25 protein-coding genes are annotated in these 24,941 nt (G+C 73.2%); 8 read left to right on the top strand and 17 right to left on the bottom strand.

Annotation, left to right across the window (positions count from 1 at the left end):
* The first annotated feature begins 12 nt into the window (after window positions 1-12).
* From RLT57_RS31055 to RLT57_RS31045, 3 genes are all read left to right on the top strand, one after another.
* A complete protein-coding gene (locus RLT57_RS31055) occupies window positions 13-867 on the top strand; it encodes a hypothetical protein (protein ID WP_311300999.1) in 855 nt (284 codons plus the stop codon).
* Between the two features lie 522 nt (window positions 868-1,389).
* Complete coding sequence (locus RLT57_RS31050) at window positions 1,390-1,743, top strand: site-specific integrase (protein WP_311300998.1); 354 nt, start codon at window positions 1,390-1,392, stop codon at window positions 1,741-1,743.
* 56 nt (window positions 1,744-1,799) lie between these two features.
* A protein-coding gene (locus RLT57_RS31045; protein ID WP_311300997.1) for an IS3 family transposase occupies window positions 1,800-2,979 on the top strand; the annotation gives its coding sequence in 2 pieces (ribosomal slippage) (window positions 1,800-2,068 and window positions 2,067-2,979; 1,182 coding nt in all).
* A 294-nt stretch (window positions 2,980-3,273) separates the two neighbouring features.
* On the opposite strand, the gene RLT57_RS31040 is transcribed toward RLT57_RS31045, so the two are convergent.
* From RLT57_RS31040 to RLT57_RS31020, 5 genes are all read right to left on the bottom strand, one after another.
* On the bottom strand, window positions 3,274-4,284 hold the full coding sequence (locus RLT57_RS31040) for a protein-L-isoaspartate O-methyltransferase family protein (protein WP_311300996.1): 1,011 nt from the start codon (window positions 4,282-4,284) through the stop codon (window positions 3,274-3,276).
* A gap of 90 nt (window positions 4,285-4,374) precedes the next feature.
* Complete coding sequence (locus RLT57_RS31035; protein WP_311301221.1) at window positions 4,375-4,788, bottom strand: lasso peptide biosynthesis B2 protein; 414 nt, start codon at window positions 4,786-4,788, stop codon at window positions 4,375-4,377.
* Window positions 4,789-4,793: 5 nt separating this feature from the next.
* Window positions 4,794-5,096 carry a PqqD family protein gene (locus RLT57_RS31030; RefSeq protein WP_311300995.1) on the bottom strand — a complete coding sequence of 101 codons (303 nt, stop codon included), beginning with the start codon at window positions 5,094-5,096 and terminating at the stop codon, window positions 4,794-4,796.
* Window positions 5,080-6,918, bottom strand: a complete 1,839-nt coding sequence (locus tag RLT57_RS31025; protein ID WP_311300994.1) for an albusnodin/ikarugamycin family macrolactam cyclase — start codon at window positions 6,916-6,918, stop codon at window positions 5,080-5,082. Before RLT57_RS31025 ends, RLT57_RS31030 begins: the two co-directional genes overlap by 17 nt.
* A 156-nt stretch (window positions 6,919-7,074) precedes the next feature.
* The gene (locus tag RLT57_RS31020; protein ID WP_311300993.1) at window positions 7,075-7,200 is read right to left on the bottom strand and encodes a hypothetical protein; all 126 of its coding nucleotides are present in this window, start codon (window positions 7,198-7,200) and stop codon (window positions 7,075-7,077) included.
* 310 nt (window positions 7,201-7,510) lie between these two features.
* Here RLT57_RS31020 and RLT57_RS31015 point away from each other — a divergent pair, with 310 nt between their 5' ends.
* From RLT57_RS31015 to RLT57_RS31000, 4 genes are all read left to right on the top strand, one after another.
* Window positions 7,511-8,623, top strand: a complete 1,113-nt coding sequence (locus tag RLT57_RS31015) for a tetratricopeptide repeat protein (RefSeq protein WP_311301220.1) — start codon at window positions 7,511-7,513, stop codon at window positions 8,621-8,623.
* A gap of 7 nt (window positions 8,624-8,630) precedes the next feature.
* Window positions 8,631-8,780 carry a hypothetical protein gene (locus tag RLT57_RS31010; RefSeq protein ID WP_311300992.1) on the top strand — a complete coding sequence of 50 codons (150 nt, stop codon included), beginning with the start codon at window positions 8,631-8,633 and terminating at the stop codon, window positions 8,778-8,780.
* A 144-nt stretch (window positions 8,781-8,924) separates the two neighbouring features.
* Window positions 8,925-10,805 carry an RNA-guided endonuclease TnpB family protein gene (locus tag RLT57_RS31005; RefSeq protein ID WP_311300991.1) on the top strand — a complete coding sequence of 627 codons (1,881 nt, stop codon included), beginning with the start codon at window positions 8,925-8,927 and terminating at the stop codon, window positions 10,803-10,805.
* Window positions 10,806-11,309: 504 nt separating this feature from the next.
* Window positions 11,310-11,609, top strand: coding sequence for a hypothetical protein (locus RLT57_RS31000; RefSeq protein ID WP_311300990.1), 300 nt, complete (start codon window positions 11,310-11,312; stop codon window positions 11,607-11,609).
* Window positions 11,610-12,256: 647 nt separating this feature from the next.
* On the opposite strand, the gene RLT57_RS30995 is transcribed toward RLT57_RS31000, so the two are convergent.
* The 12 genes from RLT57_RS30995 to RLT57_RS30940 all read right to left on the bottom strand — a co-directional run bounded on the left by RLT57_RS30995 (window position 12,257) and on the right by RLT57_RS30940 (window position 23,478).
* Window positions 12,257-13,387: a protein-L-isoaspartate(D-aspartate) O-methyltransferase gene (locus tag RLT57_RS30995; RefSeq protein ID WP_311300989.1), complete on the bottom strand. Its 1,131-nt coding sequence runs from the start codon at window positions 13,385-13,387 to the stop codon at window positions 12,257-12,259.
* Window positions 13,388-13,541: 154 nt separating this feature from the next.
* Window positions 13,542-14,456 (bottom strand): endonuclease/exonuclease/phosphatase family protein, encoded by a 915-nt coding sequence (locus RLT57_RS30990; RefSeq protein ID WP_311300988.1) that lies wholly within the window; start codon window positions 14,454-14,456, stop codon window positions 13,542-13,544.
* A 217-nt stretch (window positions 14,457-14,673) separates the two neighbouring features.
* Window positions 14,674-15,114 (bottom strand): hypothetical protein, encoded by a 441-nt coding sequence (locus RLT57_RS30985; RefSeq protein WP_311300987.1) that lies wholly within the window; start codon window positions 15,112-15,114, stop codon window positions 14,674-14,676.
* A gap of 7 nt (window positions 15,115-15,121) precedes the next feature.
* Window positions 15,122-15,946, bottom strand: coding sequence for a hypothetical protein (locus RLT57_RS30980; protein ID WP_311300986.1), 825 nt, complete (start codon window positions 15,944-15,946; stop codon window positions 15,122-15,124).
* Between the two features lie 180 nt (window positions 15,947-16,126).
* On the bottom strand, window positions 16,127-17,242 hold the full coding sequence (locus RLT57_RS30975) for a hypothetical protein (RefSeq protein WP_311300985.1): 1,116 nt from the start codon (window positions 17,240-17,242) through the stop codon (window positions 16,127-16,129).
* A 446-nt stretch (window positions 17,243-17,688) separates the two neighbouring features.
* Window positions 17,689-18,375: a DUF6624 domain-containing protein gene (locus RLT57_RS30970; protein ID WP_311300984.1), complete on the bottom strand. Its 687-nt coding sequence runs from the start codon at window positions 18,373-18,375 to the stop codon at window positions 17,689-17,691.
* A gap of 137 nt (window positions 18,376-18,512) precedes the next feature.
* Window positions 18,513-19,799: an acyl-CoA dehydrogenase family protein gene (locus RLT57_RS30965; RefSeq protein WP_311300983.1), complete on the bottom strand. Its 1,287-nt coding sequence runs from the start codon at window positions 19,797-19,799 to the stop codon at window positions 18,513-18,515.
* A 17-nt stretch (window positions 19,800-19,816) separates the two neighbouring features.
* The gene (locus RLT57_RS30960; protein WP_311300982.1) at window positions 19,817-20,350 is read right to left on the bottom strand and encodes a GAF domain-containing protein; all 534 of its coding nucleotides are present in this window, start codon (window positions 20,348-20,350) and stop codon (window positions 19,817-19,819) included.
* A complete protein-coding gene (locus RLT57_RS30955) occupies window positions 20,347-20,988 on the bottom strand; it encodes a GTP-binding protein (protein ID WP_399130015.1) in 642 nt (213 codons plus the stop codon). The genes RLT57_RS30960 and RLT57_RS30955 overlap by 4 nt, the downstream gene beginning before the upstream one ends.
* On the bottom strand, window positions 20,979-21,353 hold the full coding sequence (locus RLT57_RS30950) for a DUF742 domain-containing protein (protein ID WP_311300980.1): 375 nt from the start codon (window positions 21,351-21,353) through the stop codon (window positions 20,979-20,981). Before RLT57_RS30950 ends, RLT57_RS30955 begins: the two co-directional genes overlap by 10 nt.
* Before the next feature lies 1 nt (window position 21,354).
* Window positions 21,355-21,783, bottom strand: a complete 429-nt coding sequence (locus tag RLT57_RS30945; protein WP_311300979.1) for a roadblock/LC7 domain-containing protein — start codon at window positions 21,781-21,783, stop codon at window positions 21,355-21,357.
* A 75-nt stretch (window positions 21,784-21,858) separates the two neighbouring features.
* On the bottom strand, window positions 21,859-23,478 hold the full coding sequence (locus RLT57_RS30940) for a sensor histidine kinase (protein ID WP_311300978.1): 1,620 nt from the start codon (window positions 23,476-23,478) through the stop codon (window positions 21,859-21,861).
* A 293-nt stretch (window positions 23,479-23,771) separates the two neighbouring features.
* On the opposite strand from RLT57_RS30940, the gene RLT57_RS30935 reads away from it, so the two are divergent.
* Window positions 23,772-24,935, top strand: coding sequence for a helix-turn-helix domain-containing protein (locus RLT57_RS30935; RefSeq protein WP_311300977.1), 1,164 nt, complete (start codon window positions 23,772-23,774; stop codon window positions 24,933-24,935).
* The last annotated feature ends 6 nt before the right edge of the window (window positions 24,936-24,941 follow it).

Below are 24,941 nucleotides of genomic sequence, written 5' to 3'. Positions count from 1 at the left end.
AGGACTACTGACATGGCAGCGGACCCCGTCACCGACGACGAGACCCAGTACGCGATCAGCATCGCGCTTGGCGACAGCGCGGACGACTACGACATCGAGGCCCTCGCCGTCGAGCTCCGCACCCGGTACGGGCCGGTGCACATAGACGACATCCCTTCCGATGAGTTCTGGGCTGCCGTCGACCGGCACAGCCTGCCCGACGACACCGACACCGACACCGCCGCGGACCGGTTCACCGCTGAGGTGACCGCGGCCATAACCGCCGACCGTCCGCTGGGCACGCCCGCGGTCTGGCGGCGCGGCGGGGTCACCGTGGAGATCACCGGGGCCAGCCGCCTCAGCGAGTCCCAGCGCCTGCGCATCGCCGCCGTCACCATCACCAGCACCACGGGCACGACCGCCGAGCCCCGCGGCCTGACCATCACGGCCGAGCTGTGGCCCCACGTGCAGCCGGTCCTCGCCGAGTGGGAGCAGGCCGTCCACGATCGACAGGAGACCGTCCGCCACACCCGGCGGGCAGCGGAGCAGGCCGCCCAGGCCGCCTGGCAGGCCGCCCAGCGCGCCAGGGAGGCCGAGACCGCGCTGGCGAAGCTCTGGCCGGACGCGGCCACGGACACCGAAGGGGCAGCCCAGGCGGGGTGGATGAGTACCCAGCAGGTCGCCGCCCACCTCGGTATCGACCCCGGTTCCGTCCGCAAGCAGATGTCCCGCTGGGACATCGACACCCGGTACGAACCCGGCCCCTCCGGGAAAGCCGAGGCCCGGTACAGCGCCGCGCAGATCGTCGCCCGCGCCGGCGCCCGCCCCGGGCGCGGTGTCGGCGGCGGACGCCCCCGCACCCGGACCGAAGGCACCCCCCCGGCGTGAGCTGACGGCCCGTCCACCCACCCGGCGCACGCACTCCCCGACCTGCGGAGATGACCCCTATCCCCAATTCCGTGGGCTGAACGCTCCCCGCCCCCGCGGGGAGCGGCCGGGGGCAGCGGCCCTGCAGACACGGCGCCCCTCCCGACTGCAATTCGGGAGGGGCGCCGCGTTCTCCGCGCCCGGGCCGGGCCTACCGGGCGGAGCGCTTCGCCGGCCGGCAGGCCGTCCCCCGGCAGTGCATCACCGTATATCCGGCCGCCGAGCTGCAGCGGGCATCGGTCCCGTCCCACGCAGAGCATCGCCCCCCGCCTCGCCCAGCCAGCCCGCGAACCCCGCGTCGAGGCGGCAGGCCCCCAGACCCGGCCGGCCGAGACCCGGCGAGCTCCCGCACGGGGACGGCCTCGGCCCGGCGCCGCATCCCAGCTCCGCTGCAGGTGTCAGGCCATGCAACCGGTACATGAAGGAGGAAGCGTCGGCGCCCGTTCTCACTACGCTTCGCGCATGATCTGCTAAGTTCCGGCCGTGGACGATACAGGGGTACCAGAGCGAGATCTGAGGCGCCTTGAGGTGCCTGCGATAGGTCGGCTGTTGAAGACGGGCGATCCCTGGGAGCCGTACTGCTTGGAGTACGGACTTGGGCGCCGGGTCGAGCCAGCCCAGGTCTTCTTGCAGGACCTGCTGGCGGCAGGGCGCCCTCCCTCAACGCTGCGTTCTTACGGACATGACCTCCTGCGGTGGTGGCGGTTTCTTGCAGCGATCGGCGTAGCAGACTGGGATCGAGCGGTCCGTGAGGATGCCCGAGATTTCATGCTGTGGATGCCCCGGTCTTGTTCCGTAACCAGCCCGCCTCGTCGCTGTTCAGTGAGGTGCCCCTAAGCTTCCGGACAGGGACCCAATAGGGTTGTCCTGTCAAGGAAACGAGGAAGCACGAAGTGGCGCCACCCAGTAAGTACACCCCGGAGTTCCGTGAGGAAGCTGTCCGGGTCGCACTCCAGTCCAGTAGGACCATCTCTGAGACGGCCCGCGAGCTCGAATTGAACCCGGAGACGCTCCGGGGCTGGGTGAAGAAGTACCAGAAGCAGAACGAGCCAGCGGCAGGTTCGCCGTTGACGCTGGATGAGCGGGCACGCCTGAAGGAACAGGACCGGCGTATCCGTGAACTGGAGATGGAGAACGTCTTCCTGAAAAATGTGCGGCGTACTTCGCGAAGGATCCCCGGTAGTGAGCAGGTACGAGTTCATCGAAACGATGCGGCTCGACACCACGGAGTACGCGCATCCCGTCGAGTTCATGTGTGAACGGCTCGACGTGTCCAAGTCCGGCTATTACGAATGGCGGAACCGCCCGGATTCTGCCACAGCCCAGCGGCGCGAGGAATTGAAACTGCTCATCAAGAAGGCATTCGACATGTCGGACAGCACCTACGGATACCGGCGCGTCCACGCCCAGCTCGTCCGCTGGGGCCGCCCCGCCGGCCTGGAGCTGGTCCGCCTGCTGATGCGTGAGCTGGGTCTGGTGCCCTGCCAGCCCAAGCCGAAGCGGTGGTCGCTCACCCAGGCCGCAGCCAGCGACGTGCCGGACCTTGTCAGCCGGAACTTCACCGCCGACGCGCCCGGCGAAAAACTCGTCGGCGACATAACCTACGTAAAAACCGGAGAAGGATGGCTTTATCTCGCGACCGTCATCGACTGCTGCACGAAGGAAGTCATCGGCTACGCGATGGACGACCACTACCAAACTCCTCTCATATCCCAGGCCATCCGCAACGCGGCGCGGAACAGGAAACTCGCCGACGGTGCAATATTCCACTCCGATCGCGGATCGAACTACATGTCCGCCGAGCTCGCGGCGACGCTGAAACAGTTCGGACTCCGCCGGTCATCCGGACGTACCGGCGTCTGCTGGGATAACGCGATGGCGGAATCATTCTTCGGCGCTCTGAAGAACGAGCGGGTTTCCCGCGTGACGTACCCGACCCGAGAGGACGCCCGACAGGACATCACCCGATACATCGAACTCTGGTACAATCACAAACGCCTCCACTCGGCTGTCGGATACCGCCCACCGCGAGAAGTTCACGCCGAATACATGGAGTTTCGTATAGCCGCGTGAAATAAACTGTCAGATCACTGTCCGGAAAATGCGAGGCCCCTCACAGGGTGAAGTGGCCCACCACCCCGTCCAGGCCCAGATCCCGCCCCACTGTTCGGCCCCTTCCGCACACCCCTGTGATCACATGTCGGGCTGGACGGTAGAGGCGATGGCGTACAGCGATCACGGATATCGGCGAAGTTCCCCGGTGCAGCGGGCAGACCTGATAGGCGCACAGTGGAGGTTGCCAGGGGCCCGGGCGGGGGCCGTCACGCTCCCCGCCCGGGCCCCTGAGTCCGCAGGGCCTTCCGGGTTCTACCGGGTCAGGCGCAGATGCCAACCCTCCGCGCCCGGGGCGAGGGCGGGCGTGTAGGTCTCGGGCGCGGGGCAGCCGGCGGTCTCCCAGGCGGTCAGCCAGTCGCGCAGGATCGCGAGGGACGGGGAGTCGGGGCGGTCGGCGAGGATCGTGCCGTCCTGCTGGAGGACGGCGGCCGTCGTCGCGGTGGAGTGCCCGATGGCCCACAGGTCCGGGCTCAGGCCCGCCATGGTGAGCTGCGGGTCGGCCTGGGTGGCGGCGAAGGTCCGCCAGGACGGCCAGTCGAGTTCGCCGCCGCCGTAGGGCTCGGTGTGGGCGTCCTTGAGTAGGCGGGCGAGCGCGGTACGGGCGCCGGTGTGGAGGCGGTCGTCGCGCCCGCGCCAGGCGATGGAGATCCACGACGGGGCAGGGGTGCGCATCTCCCAGTCCACCCACCGGCCCGGCAGGTCGAGGTTGTCCTTCGGGGAGCCGGTCGCCTCGATGTACCCGCCGGTGAACACCGCCTCCACGACCGGCTCGCCGCCGACCACGCGGATCTTGGCGACCACCGTCATGTTGGGCACGGTCGCGATCGGCAGTGGGGCGACGATCAGGCCGCCGTCGGCGACCTGGTCCACCCACGCCTTCGGTAGCAGCGGCGGGGTGCACCAGGCCATCATCCGGTCGTACGGGGCCCGCTCGGGGAAGCCGGCGGTGCCGTCGGCGACGTGGCAGCGAATGTGGTCGAGGCCGCGCTCGTGGTGGATGAGGTTCGCCCAGCGCACGAGGTAGGCGTCGATGTCGAGGCTGGTCACCGCGCCGGTGGGGCCGACGAGCTCGGCGAGCAGCGCGCCGGAGTAGCCGGAGCCGGTGCCGAACTCGGCGACGTTCATGCCCGCCTGGACGTCGAGGGTGGTGAGCTCGCGGTGGATCACGGCCGGGTTGGAGCGGTGCGGGGTGGCGCCGCGGCCGTCGTGGTGGGTGTAGTGGCGTTCGGGGACAGTCGTGGCGGCGTCGGCGACGGCGGTCACTGCTCACTCCTTCAAGGGGCTTGGGGCACTCGTATGCGACAACTGCTCCGGGCGGGTGAAGGACACGCGCCCGGCAGCTCGTCGGCGGGGTCAGATCGTCAGGGCGGTGTGGTGGTGCCATCCGGCGGCGGTGTACTCGCCGACGGGGCCGTGGCCGGGTAGTTCGGCCCAGGCGTGGTACTCGACCGGAGGCGGGGCGAACCGGGCCCCCAGGTGCCAGTCGAGGCGGCGGCCGAGCAGGGCGGCGGCGAGCACGGCCCCGAGGGAGGTCTCCATGCAGGCGGCCCGGCCCGGCCAAAAGCGGGCGGTGTGCCGGACGGCACCGACCAGGACCTCGGCCCGGGCCGCGTCCAGCTCGCGCCGGCCCCGGCGCCGGGCAAGACGGGCGGCCCTGACCGCGTGCCTGAACGGCAGCCGCAGCAGCACCAGGGCGAGAGCGAACCCGGCCGCGGCGGCCAGCCGCTCACCGAAGGTGCCGGTGCGGACGGTGGAGTACGCCTCCATGCTGGTCACGGCCGCCACCTCCACCGGCGGCGGCGCGGTCGGGCCGGTGCCTGGCCGCCCAGGGCGAGGCCCTGAGCGGCCAGCGCCTCGGCGACCGTGCGGACGTCGGCGGCGGCCTGCTCCACGCCGATGCCGTACCGGGCGGCGTACTGGCCGGCGGCCTCCTCCTGGCTGGTGGAGGCGAGCAGGAGCATCACCGCGGCCGACGCGGTGGGCGTCAGGTAGGCCCAGCGGCCGGTGTGTTCGCTGAGGATCGCGCCGCCCTCGTCGGTGAGCACGGGGTGGGTGCCCTCACGCAGCCGCCACACGGCCGCCCACCTCCTCCCACGCCGCCGCCCGGGCGGCGGCGTGCTGCCGCAGCCACACCTCGGCGGCCACCACCAGGTGCAGGGCGCCCTGGGCTGTGGGCTGCCCGGCCGCGGCCCGGGCCAGCGCGTCGGCGACCGGCTGCTCGGTGACCAGCCCGAGCGCCGCCAGCTGTGACGACGGCCCCAGCAGGTCTTTGAGGACCGGCGCGTTGTCGCGCAGGCCCGCGTACGCGAGGGCGTTGAACCCGCCCTTCGTCGTACGGGCCAGCACGAAGCCGGGCAAGACGCCGCTGCCAGTGAACGCCGCGTCCAGCAGCGGCTTGTAGGCGCCGGGGGCGCCGCGCTCGTCGGCGGGCACGGCGAGGCAGGCCCGGATCACCTCGTTGTCCAGGAACGGGGCGGCCACCTCGATGCCGTGCCCGGCGAGCGCGAGCGCCCGCAACCCGGCGGTGTCCGCGCCGACCCGCGCGAGGTCCTGCCGGTCGGACCACTCGGCCAGCCGGGCCGGCGCGTCGGTGAGCGTGCCCGCGGCCTCGTCCAGGGCGGAGGCGAGCATCAGCCGGGCTCCGTGGGTCATCCAGTCCGCCGAGGCCAGCAGCGGCGTCCAGGCGAGCGGGCGCTGGGCCTGGGGAATCCAGTCCCGCGCGGGCCCGCGCAGTTCGGCGGCCGTCTGCCACCAGGCCCCGACCAGGTCGACCTTGGAGGCCGGGCGGACGCGGGCGAGCACGTGGAAGGCGGAGGTGTGCCGCAGGCGGGCATGGGCCAGGGCGTGCTGCAAGGCCCGGCGGTGGCGCCGTTCGCGCAGCAGATCCGCGAGGTAGGAGGAGGGGGCGGACAGGACGGCGTCGCCGGCCGCGCCGGTGAAGTGCACCCCCGGGCCCGGGGTGTTCTCGGCGACCGTGTCGAGGACGGCCCGCTTGATCGAGGCGGTCACCACGTACGCGTTCGGGGCGTCGGTCACCGGCAGGGCCGACAGGTCGCCAAGGCCCGCGTAGTACACGGTGCCCAAGGTGCCGGGGACCGTATGGTGGATGAGCCCCGGCACGGTGGCCGCGGTGCGGACCGCGAACGCGAGGTCGTCGTCATGCAGGCGTTCGTCGGCGAACGTCACCGCGGCCACCGGCCCGCGCTGGGCGGCCAGGCACGCGAGCGTGGTGGAGTCCAGCCCCGCCAGGTCTGTGCTGACCGGCCGGTCGTCGATCCGGGCGGCGACCGCCTCGGCGAGCGCGGCCCGTACCACCGGCGCCTGTGCGCGCAGGTCCACCCGCGGGGAGGAGACCGGCTCGTACCGCTCCACCGCCGCCCCGCCCGGGCCGAGCAGGAGCAGATGCCCGCCGGGCACCCGGCGAACGTCGCGGAACAGGCTCCGGCCAGCGAGGACGTCGGGCTGTCCGAAGGCGAGATGGGCGGCGAGCGCGGTCACGTCGATGGGGGCGCCGTCCAGCGCGGCGAGCGCGGACGCGGCGGTCGACCACCATGTGCCGGCCGCGTCGGTCCGGTAGTACACCGGGTGCTGCCCGGCCAGGTCCCCGATCACCGCCGATGTCTCGCCGGTGCGGGCGACGGCGAGGTATGAGCCGGGCCAGCGCGTCAGCGCCCGCCAGCCCTTCGCCCGTACGACCGGCAGCGCATCCCGGAGCTGGGCCTCGTCGGCGCCGCACTCGCCGATCACCGCCAGCGCCGCCCGCCCGTCGCCCACCGCGCTGATCCGGGCGGCGGGCCACCCACAGGTCCACGTGCTGTCGAGGCCGGGGACCGCCCGGCCTCCGGCGGGCCGCCGGTCGCTCCCGGCGGCCCCGTACCATCCCGCACTCCACCTCATCGGTGCCCTCTCCCTTTTCCATCCGGCCGTCGAAAGGCGAAGGCGCCGGGCCGCCCGCCCCCGTGCCCCAGCACGAGGACGAAGCAGGCCCGGCGCCTCCTTGCCGGGGTCAGGGCGTGGCACTCGGTTCCCCGCCGGGCCCCGGCCGTTCGCGGGTCAGGCGTTCTTGTACTGGGTCTCGTCGGCGGTGTCGAAGTTGTTGGTGCCCAGCGTCACCACGACGACGGCGCCGGCGTCGAGGACGACGGGGGCCTGGTAGACCGGGGTGGTGTTCTCGCCCATGGCGGACTTCCTTCCGCTCGTTGCCCGGCTGTCTGTGTCGCCGGGCTGGTGACCATCAGTCAACGCGCAGACGCGGGCCGTGGGGAGCTGCCAGAATGTCTGCCAGCTGTAGGCCAGTTGTGAACCAAAACCGACGATCGGGCCGGACATGACCATCGGGGAACGCATCCGCGCCGCACGCGAAGCACGGCGGCCCAGGTGCAGCCAGGAGAAGCTCTCGGACGAGCTGTCGGTGGCGCGCTGGGGGAAGACGGGGTTCTGCGACCGGCAGCAGGTCTACCGGTGGGAGAAGGGGTTACGGGTCCCCCGGGTGTGGCTGCCATTCATCGAACAGGTCCTCAACATCGATCTGTCCAAGGACAATGGGGGCCAGTTCGCCGATACCGTGACCGCGGTCATGCTCCTGGGAGGCACCGACGTGGACCGACGGCAGTTCCTCGCGGCATCCGCCGCTGTCGGCCTGGCCGCGCTCGACCTGCCCGATGCCGAAGCGGTCACCCGCCGCGCGAACCGTCCCGGCCCCGTCGCCGTCGGCATGGGCGAGGTCGCCGCGGTCCGCACGATGACCACCACCCTCGGAGACGCCGCCTCCGAGCTCGGCGGCGGCCACGCCCGCCACCTCGCCGTCCGCTACCTGACCATGGACGTCAAACGCTGGCTGGACGGCCGCTACACGGAGAAGACCGGCCGGGAGCTGTTCGCCGCCACCAGCGAACTCGTGCACTTGATCGGCTGGATGGCCCGCGACGAGGGCAACCAGGGCCTGAGCCAGAAGTACCACCTGCACAGCTTCCGCCTCGCCGCCGAGGCCGGCGAGAACGAACTCGCCGCCACCGCCCTGCGCGGGCTCGCGGACCAGGCCATCGACCTCGGCCACATCCCCACCGCCGTACGCCTCGCCGAGGCGTGCGAGCAGCGCGGCCGGAAGCTGACCAATGCCAAGGCGCTCGCGTACTACCGCAACACCTACGCCCGCGCGGCAGCAGCCGACGGCGACCACACCACCGCCGCGAAGCTCCTAACCTCAGCCCAGGCCGCGATCGAGCACGCGCCGGCCCTGCCGGGGCAGTCCTGGGCGAGCCACTACAGCCACGGCCGGTGGGCGCATGAGTCCGGCATGATCCACGCCAAGCTCGGCGACCTCGCCGCCGCTGAGGAACACCTCCACCTCGCCCTCGACATCCATGGCCTCGACCGCAAGAGGACGCGGGCGATCGTGCTCGCCGATCTCGGCCAGGTCCAGCTCAAGCGCGGCAACACCGAGGCGGCCCTGGCCAGCTGGAGCGAGTTCCTCGACTGCGCCGACGGCGTGCAGTCCGTCCGCATCAACGACGGCCTGACCAACATCGCCGCCCGCCTCCCCGGTATCGCCGACAGCCCAGCCTCCGCCGAGCTCGGCGAGCGCATCGCCGCCCGCGCGTGAGGCACCCGTGACCACCACCCAGGAGACCGAGGACCCCGCCCGCTGGGAAGACCTGTTCGTCCGCGACGTCGACGAGCAGCCGGTGCAGTTCGTACGGCCCGCCGACACCGACCGCCCTGGTCGCTGTACGAGGCCGCGGTCTACCGGGGCACCGTGACGGCCGAGTCGGACGGCGGCCGGCCGCTGTGGCGGGTCCAGGGCAGCGTCGGGTCTGACTACTCAGAGTGCTTGCCTGGACGCTGATGGTGTAGGTTGCGCTGCGTTGCCGGTCGGAGCAGGGGGAGGGGGAGTCGTGCCTGTCGTGGAGGTTATCCGTGCGTACCGATTCGCCCTGGACCTGGATCCGGGCCAGGTGGCGGTGATGGAGCGTCATGCGGGTGCGGCGCGGTGGGCGTACAACCGTGCGCATGCGTTGATGCTCGGTCAGTACGGGGTCTACGCCGAGCGCAGGCAGGCGTGGGTGGAGGCGGAGACCGGGCTGGATGCCGGGCGTCTGCTGGAGGAGCGTTCCAAGGCCGAGCGGTTGGAGCTGTACCGGCGGGCGCGGACCGCGCTGAGCGCCGAGAACGCGGTGCTCAGCGCGGATCTCCGGGTTGTCGACGATCATCGCAGGCGTGTGGTGCACAAGGGCAGGCCCCTGCTCGATCCAGGGCCGGCTCCGGACCAGGGCGCGAGTGCCACCGCGCACGACCTGTATGCCCGTCGGGTGCGTCTGGCCGGCCTTCAGCGGTCCGATCCGGCCGGGTACGCCGCGGCGAAGAGGGCGGAGCTGGCGGGTGTCCGGCCGCTCGTTCTGCAGATGAAGCGCAACCTTGTCTCGGCCGGCGTGTACCGGCCCGGGGCTTTCGACGTGCAGGCGATGTGGGTCGCCGACCGTGACCGGCCCGTGGACGAGGGTGGCAGCCCGTGGTGGCCGCAGGTCGCCAACGGCGTTTTCGCCTGCGGTTTCGCCCGGGCCGACACCGCCTGGAGGAACTGGCTGTCATCGGCCACGGGGCGCCGCGCCGGCCGGCGGATGGGACTGCCCCGCTTCAAGAAGAAGGGCCGCGCCGCCGACTCCTTCTTCCTGCCCAACCCCAATCGCGGCGCGATCCTCCTGCCGGACTACCGGCATCTGCTCGTCAAGGGCGTCGGCCTGCTCCGTCTGGACTCCCCCGCCAGGGCGCTGCTGCGCCTGCTGCGCAAGGACCGCGCCGAGATCACCTCGGTCACCATCACCCGGGGCGCACACCGCTGGTACGCGTCCGCGCTGGCCACCGTCCAGCAGGACGTGCCCGTGGTGTGGCGCCACCACCTGCCCGCCGGCGCGACCGCCCCCGCCTACCCCGACGCCTGGCGGGACTACCTCGACCCGCAGGCAGCCGAAACCGCCCAGTCCGTCCACGGCGGCACCATCCGGCAGATCGGACACCCCACACCCCGCCAGCGCACTGCCGGGCTCGTCGCCGTCGACCTCGGCTCCCAGCCCCTCGCGGTCCTGTCCGCGCCGCTCGACCCCGCCGATCCCGCCAGCAGCACGATCGCCTCCCTCAAGCCGCTCAACACCGCCCAGGACCGCCTGGCAGCCGCCCAGGGCGCCCTGGCCCGGACACGCCGCGGCTCGAAGTCCCGCCGCAAGGCCGCGGAACGGGTGGGGCGCATCCACCACAGGGTCGCCCAGCAGCGCGCCACGCACCTGCACCTGGCGAGCAAGCGCCTGGCGACCGGCGCCCACATCGTGGCGGTGGAGAACCTCGACCTGGTGGCGCTGACGGCGTCGGCGCGCGGCACGCTCGAAGAGCCCGGCCGCGACGTCGCGGTCAAGTCGACCTTCAACCGGCACCTGCTCGACGCCGGACTCGGCGAGCTGCGCCGTCAGCTCGCCTACAAGACCTGCTGGTACGGCTCCGTCCTCGTCCTCCTGGACAAAGGCGAGCCCACCGCGACGAAGTGCTCGAAGTGCGGAGAGCGAAACCCAAGCTCAAAGCCCTCCGACCAGCGCTTCACCTGCCCATCCTGCGGCCTCGATGTCAGCCGCAGGATCAACGCCGTGCGCAGTATCCACCAGGCCGCGCGCCGGGCAGTACCGACGTCCGTGGCCCCTGGCAGAGGGGACACGCAAAACGCCCGCCGAGATGGGAACCACCCGCGTGCCGGCAACGGCACAGGACCCCCGTCGCTGAAGCGACCCCCGACGGCCTAGCCGACGGGTGGAAGACCACCCCCCAGGGGGCGGCCACCCTGGCTCAGCAATGAACCAGCCATCCCTCACAACTCCACAGTGTGCGCGTCAGCAGAGTACGGACGCGACAACGCGCAGTTCACCGACCCTCCAGCCCACACACGCAGGGATGGGCCCGCATGGCCCCTCAGGTGTTCATGATCAACGGCTCCAGCCCGTGCACGCAGGGATGGGCCCCATCTAAGGGGACGACGGTCACGAATGCGCCGGTCCGACGCACACATGCAGGGGTGGGCCCGATGAGGAGTGTCCGAACACTGAGGCCGTCAGAGGACAGCCCGGCCGCTCCTCCGCCCGGCCGGAGCGCCATCGGCTTCGGGGATCAGTCACGCGCCCGGCGGGGCTGGCGGATTCGGTGGCGAGGCGGCGGCCTGCTGCAGCGCGGTGCGGTGGAGTTCGCGCGGTGCGGTGATCCGGAGGGAGTGGCCCTGGCCGCGGCGGATGGTCCGGCCGGAGGCGAGGGCGGTGCGGACGGTCTTGTCGCCGCGGGCCGATGCTGTCCTGCGCCGCGTCCAGGGCGATGGCCTCGCCTACGTTCACGACAGCGCCGACCGCTCACCCGTCCAGGTCGCCTACGAGAAGTCCGTCCGCGGCCTCGCCGAAGACAGCGACTACGTCTTCATCACCAGCGACGTGCCCACCGGCCGCGCGGAGGACTTCGCGATGCCCGCACCGGTGAGGTACCGGTCGACCGCCGCGGTGTACGAGGAGGGCGGGGCGGACAGGTGCACCACCACCCGTCGCAGGTTGCGAAGATCACCGTAGGGGGTCTGCCGCAGTAAATCCGGTGTTTACCGCGGCAGGTGAACGGCACAGGTTCAGCCGCCGTCCTCCATTGGCGCGCTTTGCGTCAGCTCTGTGCGGATGCGGGAGGCTTCCGCGGCGCGGCCGATCCCGTCCAGGAGGTTCGCCTGTGTGGCCAGAGCTTTCCGCAAGTAGGCACCGCGGCCCGCTCCCCGCGCTCTGCGCTCTGCGGTGTCCCACCCCTCGGCAACCTGCCATCCCATCATTGCAACCCGACCCGCATGTGCGCAGGCGGTTCACCCGTCCCTGCCCTACTGCCGGCAGGGGGCGGCCACGGCCGCGCCGGGTGTCACGCGGCCTGCGGCCACCGTCGTCGGGCGGCTGCGCCCGCTCCGGGTCTTGTCGACCACCGCCTTGTGCCAGTTCCGGGGTGGCGAAGGAGATGTCGACCTCCTTGCCCTCCTCGTTGAAGGCGGTGATGTACCCGCCGCAGGCCGCCTGGTGCGGCTGGGTGTGCGCGAGGGTGTCCAGCACGCGCGCCGGTACGGCTTCAGCATCAGCAGCAAGGCCAGCAGATGCTCATCGCAGTCCGTGGCGTCGGCCGCCCACTCCAGCTCATCGCGAGTCGGCGAGAAGAGCGGATGCAGCGCGTGCGCGGTGATCAGCCGCTACAGGGCGGGCGTCCAGGTGACCGAGGGCCGGGACCAGTGCGGGGTGGAGACGATCAGGAGGTCCTTCAACGGCGGGCGGCCGTCGCGGTGCCAGCGGATCAGTTCCGTCTCGATCCGGTCCCACAGCAGTGTCTCGCCGCCCTGCCGGACCATCCATTTCCCGCCTCGGCGGCGCAGGACCGCCCAGGAGTTGTCCTCCTGGTCGAGAAGGGCGAGCGAGTCGTGCACTGCGGAGGAGTCGTCCCCGGTGAGGCGGATGATCTGGGCCGAGAGTTCGGCGGTCTGGGCGATGAACCGTGCCGTGCCGTCCTCCAGTGTCTGGGGGTCGACGGCCACTTGGCGCTCCCTGCCGCCGTCCGGGATCGGCCCGTATTGCGGTATCCGGTCGTCGGTGGCGAGGTCGGCGGGCCAGTCGCCTGTCACCGGCCGTCCCACGGCGGTGCCGTTGGCGTCGACGGTGAAGTGCACCAGGGTGGTGGCGCCCATCCATCCGCCCAGTGCGGCGATGATCTGCCCGCCGTGCTTGACGGCGGTCAGCCAGGCGACGGGGAGGTCCCGCACGGCGCTGGTGGCGATGAGCCGGTCGTACCGGTGGCGGGGCAGCTTGTCCTGCACGTCGTCGCCGGCGAGCAGTTCCGGGGAGTGCCCCAGCTGCTCCAGGGTGATGCCGGCGCGGGAGGAGACCTCGTAGTCGGTGTCGGTGCTGGTCACGTGCTTGTCGCCGAGCCGGTGGCACAGCAGTGCGGTGGTGTAGCCGGTGCCGGTACCGACCTCCAGGACCCTCATCCCCGGCTCGGTCCGGGCGGCGTCGAGCATCCGCAGGACGTGCCCGGGGGGCAGGGCGGAGCGGGTGGGGTTTGCTGTGATCCGGCCGTCGACGTCCTGCGGTGAGACGGCTCCGGCGAGTTCGGTGACCAGCACGGTGTCGGTGTAGCAGCCGGGCAGCCAGTCGTCGTTGCCGGGCACCACCGGTTCCCAGTAGGAAGTCCCCTGCTGCGGGCGGAAGAAGCCTGGGCGCAGGAACGGATGCCGCGGGGTGTCCAGGAGCGCTTGGCGCCAGTGCGGGGCCAGGTCCCGGTCGGCGGTGAGGGTGCCGACGAGCTTGTGCAGGGCCGCGTCGCTGTTCATCGGGTGGTTCCGTTCGGGGTCGGCCGCGTGGTGGCGGGGATGGTGCGGATGCGGTTGGGGCCCGGCGTTGGGCCGGGCGGGGGTGGTGGTGGCGGTCTGCCGCCGGGTCCGGTGCGGGCCCGGCCGGCGTCGGGGCGGGCCGCCTTCCCGGTGTTCATGCCGTCGGCCGGGCGAGCTCGGCGAGGAGGTCGGCCAGGGTGTCCGCGTCGAGGGTGAGCCGGAGGATGTGGTGGCCGGACGTCGCTTCGGGCACCTCGATCACGTCGGCTCCGGCGATGGCGGGCAGCAGCTGGCCGGTGGTGTAGATCCGGTCGGTGCGGCTGTCCGGACCGGTGGCCGGGGAGGCGTTGACGGTGCGGGCCACGGCGGTGGGGTCGCCGTGGCCGGCCGCCCAGTGGCGTGCGGTGTCGACCAGCCCGGCCCTGCGCAGCGCGGCGTCGGGGGCGGTGTCCGGCCGGCGGCCGCCGGCCGGGTCGGGGCGGGAGCGGTGCGCGCGGTGCTGCGGGTCGGGGATGGCTTCGAGGTCGGGCAGTGCGGGGGCGTCCGGGAGGTCGTCTGCGGGGTAGCTGCTGCTGTCCCCGCCGAGCAGTGCAGGAAGGCCGACGTTGCGCCCGTCCGGGGTGGTCCACTGCTTGCCGGCGAGGGCGGTCAGCCACCCGGTCTCGGCCAGCCGGTTGGCGGCCGAGGTGTCGTCGAGGTGGTAGGAGCTGGCGAGGATCGGGAGGGAGGCGTCACCGGCGCGCCGCAGCCGCAGTGTCAGCGCGGTGGGCGGCGTCAGCCAGGCGTTACCGCCGGTCGTCGCCCACTGTCGGACCGGCGCGAACGTGTGGGTGCTGGCGAAGAGGGCGGTGTGGGAGCCTGGCCCCAGCCAGCCGCGCAGGGCGAGGACGTCCTCCAGTTCGTACCGGATGGTACCGCCGTCGGCGTCGGCGCCCCCGGTTCCCTGGCGGAAAATCAGGTCGGGGGTGTGCCGGGCCAGCAGCTCGTGGCCCGCGATGCGGGCGGCCCGGCCGCCGTTGCCGTTGCCCTGGGAGTTCCAGGTCAGTACGGTCAGTGTGCGGCGTTTCATGTGGGGGCTCGTTTCTGGTGGTGGCGCCCGCGGTGCGGGCGCGGGGTGATGCCGGGCTGCGGGCGCCCGGGGCGGCCCTGAGGGGCGGGGCCGAGCTGGTCCGGTGGCGTTCGGTGGCCTCGGCGCTGCCGGTCTTCTGCCCGGGGCCGTGGGGGCCGTGGGGTCTGGCCGGCCGGTGCGCGGCCGGGGACAGCCAGGCAGGGCCCCGGCCCGGCCGTCAGGCGAGGTCGGCGGTGGCGAGTTCCCGGTCCAGGTCGACCACGGTCACCTCGTGCAGGGAGACCGCGTACTGGGCGGAGCCAGCGGGCCAGGCGGGTTTGGCCCGCTGGGCGGGGCCGGCCACGTCGAGGAAGAGCACGCCCTGCAGGGTCCAGTCGGGCGGGTCCGCGCAGTAGTGGCAGAGCAGGTCGAGCATGGCCTCGCGCTGCCGCCCGGGATGGACCTCGGCCCACCGCGGCACGCCGGTGGGCAGGCCCTTTTCGTCGGTCTGCTCGGTGGTCCGGGCCAGGAGTAAGCCCCGCCCGTCACGGTCGTCGGGGGTTTCGCCGTCGTAGGCCAGGCGCAAGCCGTCTCGTGTGGCGCTGAGTTTCAGGGCCTGGTCGGAGGTGTCGCTCTCCCCGTCGCGCAGGGTGATGTAGGGGACGGATTCTGTGGGCATGGTTCTCTCAGACGGTGGTGAGGCGGGCGGCAAGGGCCTGTGCGTCGGCGGGCTGGAGCCGGCCGAGGACGATGGCGGGTCCGTGCGAGCACCAGTGGCAGGGGTGGGTGTAGGACGCGTCGAAGGGGCGGCCGGTGACCGCTGTGACGGCCCGGGCGATGTGCCCGGCGAGGGCCTCGCCGGCGGGCGGGTCGTCCGGATCGGTGTCTGGCACGTCCGGCACCCGGCCGGCGGGAAGGAGGCGGCGCAGCAGGGCGACGGCGCCGGGGATGGTGATGTCGCCCAGGTCGACGGCGCCGATGTCTGCCGAGAGCCGGCCGGCGGTGACACCGGCCGTGCTGAGCGCGGCCCGCAGGGCCTGCTCGGCCTCGAACAGGCCGGCGAGATGGTGCTCGATCACGTCGGCCAGGCGCATGGCGCCGGCGTGGCCGATGTGTCCCAGGGGCAGCCAGTTGCGTCCGTCATCCCCGGTCCGCGGGGCCCCGGGGGTCAGTTCGACACCGGCGGCCCGGGCGGCGGTGAGGAGCGTCCGGGCCGCGCCGTCCATGCCGTCGACGGCTTCCGGCGGGTTCCCGGACGCGGGCGGGGCGGGGGCGGGCGCCGTGGAGAGCAGGCCCGCCAGCCTCACCACTGTGGTCTCGTCGGCGTCTCCCAGCGACACGCTGGTCCCTTCTTCGTCGGGGAATCCGGGGTTCAGCTGCAGGCCGGCGGTCCGGGCGAGGCCGTTCAGCCGGCCCAGTGCGGCGTAGATGGTGGCGGCGAACGCGGCGTCGGTGAGCCCCACATCGGTCAGCAGCGGGGTGGACAGGTCGGCGGCGGGCAGTGTGGTCACGGGTTCCTCGGTCGGGCGTGGGTGTCGGGTGGGTGGGTGGGTCCGGCCGCCGCCGGGGTTCAGGGGCGGCGGCGGCCGGCTGCTCGCTGCCCGCGCCGTCAGGGGAGGATGGCGCGTGTCCCCGGCAGTGAGCCGTTGACGGGCCCGGCCGCGGCTGCGGCTGCGGGCGCCGAAGGGGGGTCAGGGGGTGGCGGGGGCACCGCCCGGGGCGCAGGCGGCTGCGGTGCGGGGCGGGGGCGTGGTGTGGTGCGGCAGCCTGTTCAGGGCCGCGAGCAGGCGGTCGGCGGCGGTGCGGCGGGCGGCGGGATGCAGCGGGCGCAGGCCCAGCGGGTCTTCGCCGTCGGGAGCGGGCAGGAGCAGGTCGCCGTCGGTGACGGCCCTGCGGCCGGTGAAGGCGGGCGCGACCGTGGGATCCGCCGCGGGGAACGCGACCGCCGCCGCGGTGGCCGCGTGGGCGGGGACCAGCCCGAACCAGCTGAACACCTGGTCCGGCCACAGACGGGCCGTGCGCTCCCCCGCGGGGCCGAACAGCGGGGTGCGGCGGCCGGCGGCCAGGGCCACGGCCACGTGCCGGTCGGTGCCGGGGTGCAGTGCCTCCCCGCCTGCGAGGCGTTCGCGGACCGTGCCGTACCAGCCGAGGGCGTCCAGCAGGCCCAGGCCGAGGGCGATGGGACCGGTCCGGGGCCGGGTGCTGACGGTGCCGTCCGCCTCGGCGCGCGCGAAGACCTGATCGGTGGCCTGCAGGCCGAACCGGTGACGTGCCGCCAGCAGCAGCGCCGCCGCGGCCCGGCCGGACCTGTCCGGTCCCGGTCCGCCGAGGCCGAGCACGGCCTGGCCGCCGTGGACCGCGGACGAGGCCCGTAGCAGGGTGTAGCCCTGAGATTCCATCAGCCCCTGCACCAGGTCGGCCGCCACCTGGAACGAGGCCGCCACCACCCGGTCCCGGTCCCGCCCGACGACGGTGACGCTGCCCCCGGCCGACCGGTAGGCGACGCCGGCGTCCGGCGCCAGCGCGTGCACCGTGCCGTCCGCGCCGGCCGTGGCCACCAGCGGGCTACCGGCGTACCGGCCCGTGCGCGGGCGCGCGGCGGCCGTACGGAACGCGTCGACGGCCTGTCCGTGGAGACGCTCGCTCACGTGCACGCCGATGTGGGCGGCGGGTTGGGCCCCGCTCTGCGGCGCGCAGTCCCACCAGGGTGTGAACAGCCGTGCCAGCGCGGCGGCCTCGTCACGGCCCGCGGTGACGGCCACGCGGGCCCCCGCGGGGCCGAAGCAGGTCGCGGTCGGGGTGGTCATGTGCGGTTTCTCTCCAGGATCCGGACGGTTGTGGTGCGGGCGGGGGCAGGCCGGGGATGATCTGCCGGTCCGGGTTTTCACCACCCGCCGGGCTCGGCCGGGGGCTCCCCTGCCCCCGGCGCCGGGGGCCTGAGGAGGGCCCGGTCGAGACGCCCGGCCAGATCGCGCTGGCCGACGTGGCGGGCCCAGAACCTTTCCATCCGCCAGGGGAGTGCCGCAGCACTGCCCGCAAGGCGACGGATGCGGTCTCCCAGCGTCCGCCCGCCCCTGGCTGCTCTCAGTATCCTGCCGAGCTGCGCCGTTTCGATGCGCAGTCCCATGGGCAGCGCCTTTCGTGTCTGGACCGGTCTGGGGCTGGCGCGCGCGCAGTTGAGTGGGATGGGTCCGCGTTCTCACCCGGCGGATGCGGGCTGCGGGCAGGGCGGTCCCGCCGGGCGGCTGCCCGGTCATCTCGCGGCACCGGCCGGGGATCCGCCGGGTCGCCGGGGTGCCGGGATCCGCACACCGGCCCCCGGGTCGAACACCGCTCCGGGAGCTGGGGTGGGGACCGGGCCCCGGCCGGGCTCGTGGCGCCGGCGCAGCCGCGCGAACTGCTCGTCGTGGGGCGGCAGGCCGACCGAGGCGCGGCGGGTGTCCAGCCCGTCCGGATCGGCTATGGGGCACGGCTCGACACCGGAGGGCCCGTACCGGAACTGGGTGCCGTAGGTCTGGAGCTGGCCGGCGTTCACCTGGACGCGGTCGGACAGGCGGGCCCACTGGGCGCTGCTCGCGTCCCCTTCCCTGGCGGCCTGGTTGAGCATGGCCAGGAGCATGCGCTGGAAGTCGGGGTCGTGGTCGCAGCGCAGGGCGATCCCGAGGGCCGCCCGGCATCCGTCGTCTGCGACGGCGGCGCGGCCGGGCCACCCTCCGAGCGCGGTCACGATGCGCCGCAGTATCCCGGCGTTGTGCTCGTCGAGTTCGAGCGCGTGGGTGAGGACGGCGTCCAGTTGGTGCGGCGGGAGGACGGCGATCAGGCCGTCCGGCGGACGGGCGCGGCGGGCGTTGTCGTCGCAGTCCATGAGGGTCTCGCGCAGGTGCGGCCGTGAGGGTGCGGCGGATGCGGTCGCGACGGGCTGGGCGGTGGTCGTGGTCACTGATGTTGTCTCGTCTCGGACACCGGGCGCGAAGCGCTGGTGGACAAATTTGTCGGGGTCGGATACTGCGCGGCCTGGTGCGGGCGCGGGGCGTGCGGGGGAAGGGGCGCCGCTGCGGGTGCACGGGCGGCGGGGGTTCAGGCGGCCCCGCCGCGGGGCGGGGCCGCCGGGGGTCTGCCGAAACGCACCGACATCTGCTCGTACGGGGCCTGGCCGAGGGCGTCCTGCCCGATGCGCAGCAGCTGGATGTCGCTGGTGCCAGCGGGCGGGCCGGTGTGGAGCATGTCCCGCAGCAGGCGCTCCACGGGCCGCCCGGTACGCAGGCCCGCGGCGCCGTGGACCTGCATGCCGAGCAGCGCGGACCGGGTGCCCAGCTCGGCGCCGACCAGCTTGGCGTTCATCAGCTCGATGTCGCAGGGCAGGCCCTGGTCGAGCATGGCCACCGCCTGGTAGGCGAGTGTCCGCGCGGTCGTCAGGTGGGAGGCGATCGCCGCGATCTTCGTGCGCACGGAGTCCAGATCGGCCAGGGGCCTGCCGTAGCGGCGGGTCTCCCCCGCGTACGCGATGGTCGCCTCGGATATGGCCCGGTGGATGCCGAGAGCGACCGCGGCCAAATTAGGGCGCCCGTAGAGGATGCTGGAGGACAGGGCGACCTCCAGGCCGTCGCCTTCGGCGCCGACCATGGCGTCCGCGGGCACCCGGCACTCCTCGAAGACCAGGTCGCCGAAGGAGAACCCGTGCAGGCCCAGCGTGGCGGGGTGGGGGCGCAGGGACAGTCCCGGGGTGCCGGCCGGGACCAGGAACGCCGACAGCGCCCGCGCCCCCGCGCCGCCGGTGCGGACGACGACGCCGTGCATCGTCGCGACGTGGCTGTTGCCGACGAAGCTCTTGGCGCCGTTGATGACCCAGTCGGTGCCGTCGCGGCGGGCGGTGGCCCGCATGCCGAGCACGTGGCCGCCGGAGCCCCCCTCGGTGACGGCGATCGTCGGCAGGCACGCGCCGCTGGCCACCAGGGGCAGCCACACCCTGCGCTGCTCGGCACTGCCCCAGTGGATGATCTTGGCCGTGCCCAAAATCGACGCCTGGACAGCCGCCCCCACCGCGCCGGACACCCGCGACAGCTCCTCGATGACGATGGTCCTGGCCGTGTGGTCCAGCCCCATGCCCCCGAACTCCGGGCCGATGGTGACGCCGATCCACCCCTTGCGCGCGGCCGCCGCCAGCAGCTCCCGATCCACCTCCTGGGACGCCTCCATCGCCGCGACCCGGGGCGCGACCTCCTCACGCGCCCATTTCCTGACCTCCCGGCGCAGTTGCTCGTGGCGGCCGGACGGGGTGCCGGCGCGGGCCGGGCCGGCCTGTGCCCTCTCACCGCGCGGTTCCTCGCCGGATGCGGCCGGAGGTGCCGGAGATGTCGTCACCATGGTCTTCCTCGTTCCGGTCAGCGGTTGCGGATGGTGTTCATGACGGTGTCGCGGGCGGCGTTGACCAGGGCTCGGTTGGCCTGGCCGGTTTCCTGGGGCAGGGGCTCGGGGCCGATGAAGCAGACGGTGCCCAGGGTGATGGTGATGCCGGTGGCGTTGTGGATGAGCGGGGCGCCAGCGTAGGTGCGCACGCCCAGGTAGTCGACGACCTGGTTGGACTTAAAGCGCGGGTGGCTGCACACGTCGGGCAGGATCAGCGCGACCGGGCGGTCAAGGACGTCGGGGCAGTATCCGTGTGCGCGGACCATGCTGCGGCCGACCGGCTGTGCGCCCGGGGCGACGTACAGGCCGGCGAAGTGCTGCTGGTCGGTGATGAAGTTGACCATGGCCCAGGGCTGGCCGGCCGCCTCCCCCAGCTCCTTCGCTATGGCGTCCAGTTCGGGGATCGCCTCGTCGTCCAGGCGGAGCTGTTTCAGGAGCTCCGTCCTCTCGCGCAGGTCGTGATCCGGTGCGGTGACGTGCAGGCCGGATTCGGTGTCGAAGACGGTCATACGGGCGCTCCGATACGGGAGGGAGGCGTGGGCAGTTGGCCGAGGGCGTGGTTGACGAGTGCGGCCAGCGCGGAGGCGGCTGACGCCCGGTCGCGGGCGTCGCACACCACGACGGGTACGTGCGGGGGCAGGTCGAGGGCGTCACGGACCTCGCCGGGGGTGTAGCGGTAGGGGGAGCCGTCGAACTCGTTGACGGCCACGACGAAGGGGATCCGGCGCTGCTCGAAGTGGCCTATGGACGGGAAGCTGTCGGCCAGCCGCCGGGTGTCGGCCAGGACGACGGCGCCGACCGCCCCGTCGGCCAGGCCGTCCCACAGGAAGAGGAAGCGGTCCTGGCCGGGGGTGCCGAACAGGTACAGCACCAGGTCCAGTTCCGGGTAGTCGAAGGTGATCCGTCCGAAGTCGACGGCCACGGTGGTGGTGGTCTTGCCCTCCACCCCGGCCAGGTCGTCGGTCGCGGTGCTGGCGAGGGTGAGGACTTCCTCGGTGGTCAGGGGCTCGATCTCGGACACGGCGCCGACCAGGGTGGTCTTGCCCGCGCCGAACCCCCCGGCGATGAGGATCTTGACGGCTGCCGTGGGCCGCTGCCGGCCGGCGGTGGTCACCGCACCTGCTTTCTGACGCGGGTTCACGCCCATCGCAGCAGTCCGTCCAGGACCAGGCGCAGGACGTCCGGGTCGCGTGCGGGGTCAGCACCGGCGGAGACCGGACGGCGGAGTGCTCCGCTGTCGAGCAGGTCGGAGATGAGGACCTTGGCCGCCCACACCGGGCGGCGGATCGCGGCGGCGATCTCGGCCACAGACACGCTGCGCGTGCCGCATGCCGCCACCACCTGCACCGCCTCCGCGGACAGCGGGTACTGCGCGCCAGGAGCGCCGGCCATCAGCTGTGCCTCCAGGGGAAGGGTGTGGTTCGCCCGGGTGCGGCCCCCGGTGACCGCGTAGGTGCGCGGCTCCTGCGGCTCGTCCCCGGCGGGCGGTGGGCTGGTCTGGGGCAGGGGCATGTCACAGCTCACCGCGGCCGGGGGTCACCAGGTGGGCCTGGACGCTGTTCACCAGGACGGCCATCTCGTGGCCGGTCAGATTCGGGTCCGCGTCCAGGTCGGCGATGACGGTCAGCAGTGTGCCTGCGGCGGCGAGCATGACGAAGACCCGGTCGGTGTCGGTCTCGATGAACGCCTGCCTCAGGCGGCTGTCCTGCCCGCGGTCCAGGGCCCGGCCGACGCCGAGTCCGAGGGAGTGCAGGGCGGCCGCGACCGCGGCCAGGCGCTCCGCGTTGGACCTGTCCGTGCCGGCGCAGGCCCGGGACAGGCCGTCGGTGGTGGCCAGCTGGGCGACCCGCGCGTTGGGGACGGTGGTGAGGAAGCGGTCCAGGAGGAAGTTCAGATCGCTGAGGTCGGGAGCTGGGGCGGGGACGGGTGTGGTGCCGGACATGGGGACTCCAGGGGTATTCGTGCGGGTGGGCGGGCGCGCGGTCGGCGCACCCGGCGGACAGGGGAAGCGCAGGGATCACTCGGCGGGCGGCTCCGCTGGGACCGGCCTATCGTCCGTGCCGGCCGCGGCGTCACCGGCCCGCCGGGTGCCCTGGAGGAAGGCGCCGGCCAGTCCGGGCGTGGCCGGGGCGAGGTCCCCGGCGCGCTCTGGAGCTGCGCCAGGCAGGCTCCCGGCCGGGGTGCGGCGCCGGCGGGGAAGGCCGGGACGCCCTTGTCCGTCGGCGGGCTGGGTCCCGCCGGGTGCTGCGTGGCGTCGCGGCAGGCCGCCCGGACCGCCCGGGCCCGGGTGCGGTGAGACCGGCACGGACGCTGCAGCGGCTGTTGCTGCAGGCGGTTCGGAAACCGCCCGGACCGGTAGGGGCGCGCCGGCCGGCGGCTTCACCGGGTGGAGCAGAAGTTTGGGCGGCACGGTGACCACGGCCCGGGTGCCGCGCTCGGCACCCGGCTGGAGCGTGATCCCCAGGCGGTGCTGGCGGGCCAGCCTCGCCACGACCAGCAGTCCGATTCGGCCCTCCACCAGCCGCGCCCGTTCCAGGACCGGATCCGGATCGGCCAGCAGCGCGTTCAGCAGCCGCAGATCCTCCGCGGGCATGTGCAGGCCCGCGTCCACCACCGTGATCACCAGTCCGGAAGCGTCCAGCGTGCCGGCCAGATCGACCGTGTCCCGGCTGAAGCGGGTCGCGTTGTCGAGCAGGGCTGCCAGCAGGTGGATCAGCGGCGTCCGGGCGTAGGCGACCACCTGAACCGGTGCTGCAGCGCCGATCCGGACCCGCCCGTACTCCTCGATCTCCGCTGTCGCCTGCCGCAGCACCGTGGACAGATCGGCGGGTTTGCCGCTGCTCCGCAGCTGCCCGCCGGACAGGACCTGCACGTCCTCCGCCATCCGGCGCATCAGCACGACCAGGTGGTCGATGCGCAGCTGGGCCTGCAGGGCGTCCGGGTCCTCGGTGGAGCGCTCCAGCTCGTCCAGACCGGCGAGCACGCGGTCGGCCGCCGACCGCAGCCGGTTGCCGACCCCCGCGAAGACGGCCAGCTCCGCCTCCGCGGTACCGGTGCTGGCCGCCGCCTGGACGACACCGTCCCGTACCGTGTGCCCGAGAAGCACCATCTGCTGCGCCAGCCCGTCGAACGGCCCCGGGGATTGCGGCGGCAGCTCCGGGAACGCCGGACGCTGCGGTACCCGGCCCTGCCGCACGTCGGCCAGGAGCGCCGTGACGTCGTCGGCAATGCCGTCCACCGACCGCCGGTAGTAGTCCAGCCAGGCCGCAGTGACGCTGCGGAAGTCGCGGTCCTGCCCGGTGTGCAGCGTCAGCTGCTCGCGCAGGACCCCGGCCAGTGAGACGTGCGCCTCGTGCAGGTCGGCACTCGTCCGCTGCCAGAACTCCAGCGCCTGCCGGCGCTGCCCCATCTCCGCCTCCTCCCGCGCGGCGACATCCCGCGCCAGGAGTGAGGCCGCGGTGCGCGCACCGCGCCGCAGCGACAGCGCGGCCCCGGCCGCAGCACACACGGCGACAGCCATGTCCAGGGACGTGCCCGGCACGTGGCCGGCGGCCTGGGCGCCGGCCCACAGCGCCGGGGGGGCCGCCGTCCAGGCCAGAGCCGGCCCGAGAAGGTGGCGGCGGACCAGCAGCGCCACGTCGGGGCCCGCCCCGGAATCCGGCGCGGCCGGACCGCCGTCGCCCTCAGGAGCGAAACGGTGGCTAACGGAACCAGCTCGACCTCGACGGGACATCAGATACCTCGGCACGAATCGGGGAGGACCAGCGACGACTTCACCGGTGTCGCTGCGGGTGATCGCTTATGCCCACTAGCGTGAGCGCTGGGGGCGGGCTGCCTCCAGGGACAGGCGTCCGCAACTGTCCGCAACCGTGCGGACACGCCGGACACGCCGGACACGCCGGACACGCCGGACGCGAGGAGGGGAGTGCCGTGAGCCGGGAGACCTTCGGCGCCGCGCTGCGGCGCCTGCGCGGGACCCGCACGGTGCGAGCGGTCGCGGAACGGTCGGCCATCAGCAAGACACAGATCAGCGACCTGGAGTCCGGGAAACGGCGCCCCACCGCGGCGGTTGCCGAAGCGCTCGACAACGCCCTGGACGCCGGCGGCGAGCTGATCGCGCTCGCCGCCGTCAGTCCCTCCCTGCCGGCAGGGGAACAGGCCGGGCGGCTTCAACACGCTGTGGCGGACGCGCTCACCGCGGCCGGCCCGATGACCGACGCGGGAGCCGAGGACTGGGAGTACACCGTCACCCGGCACGCCAGGGCCACCCGGTGGCGGCCCGAAGCAGACCTGCTCCCGGACCTGACGGCCGACCTCGCCGACCTGCAGCGCATCCTCGGACACCGCCACACCGCCCAGGTCAGGCGCCGACTCACCACCTGCCTGGCGCAGCTGGCGGGCCTGGTCGCCCTCACCCTGCTGAAAGCCGCCGACCCCGGTGCACGCGACTGGTGGAGAACCGGACGCGCCGCGGCCACCGCCGCCGACGACCGCGCCACCCTCAGCTGGATCTACGCCCAGGAGGCGTACCAGCTCTTCTACAACGGCGACGTCGTCGGCGCCCTCGAAATCAGCAACCGCGCCCAGTACATCGCAGGCGGCCTGCCCTGCGCGGGACCCGCGCTCGCAGCCCCCCTGGAGGCCCGCGCCCACGCCGTCCTCGGCCGGCCCGACCGCGCGGCAGCCGCCCTCACCGCCGGACAGACCGCACTGGCACGCCTCAGCCCCGATCTGCAAGTCTCCAGCGCACTGGGCTACTCCCCGGCGAATCTCCACTTCCACGCCGGAGACACCTGGACCCGCCTGGGCGACACCGACCGGGCCCGCGACCAACTCCACCACGCCCTGGCCCTGTACCCGGCCACCGACTACACCGACCGCGCCCTCATCGGTCTCGACCTCGCCGCCTGCCACACCGCCGACGGCAACCCGGACGCCGCCGCAGCACTGGCGGCAGACACCGTCGCCGGCCTCCCGCCCGAACACCGCTCCGCGCTGATCACCAACCGCGCCCGCCAAGTGGCCGCCACAGTCCCCGAAGGAACCGCCCGGCAGGCACTGCACCGCCTGCTCGCCCACCCCCCGGCCGAATAGGAGAAC

The organism is Streptomyces sp. ITFR-21, from assembly GCF_031844685.1.
GTDB lineage: Bacteria > Actinomycetota > Actinomycetes > Streptomycetales > Streptomycetaceae > Actinacidiphila.
The sequence above is the reverse complement of the archived record's forward strand: the minus strand, read 5'-3'. Positions and strand labels throughout refer to the sequence as shown.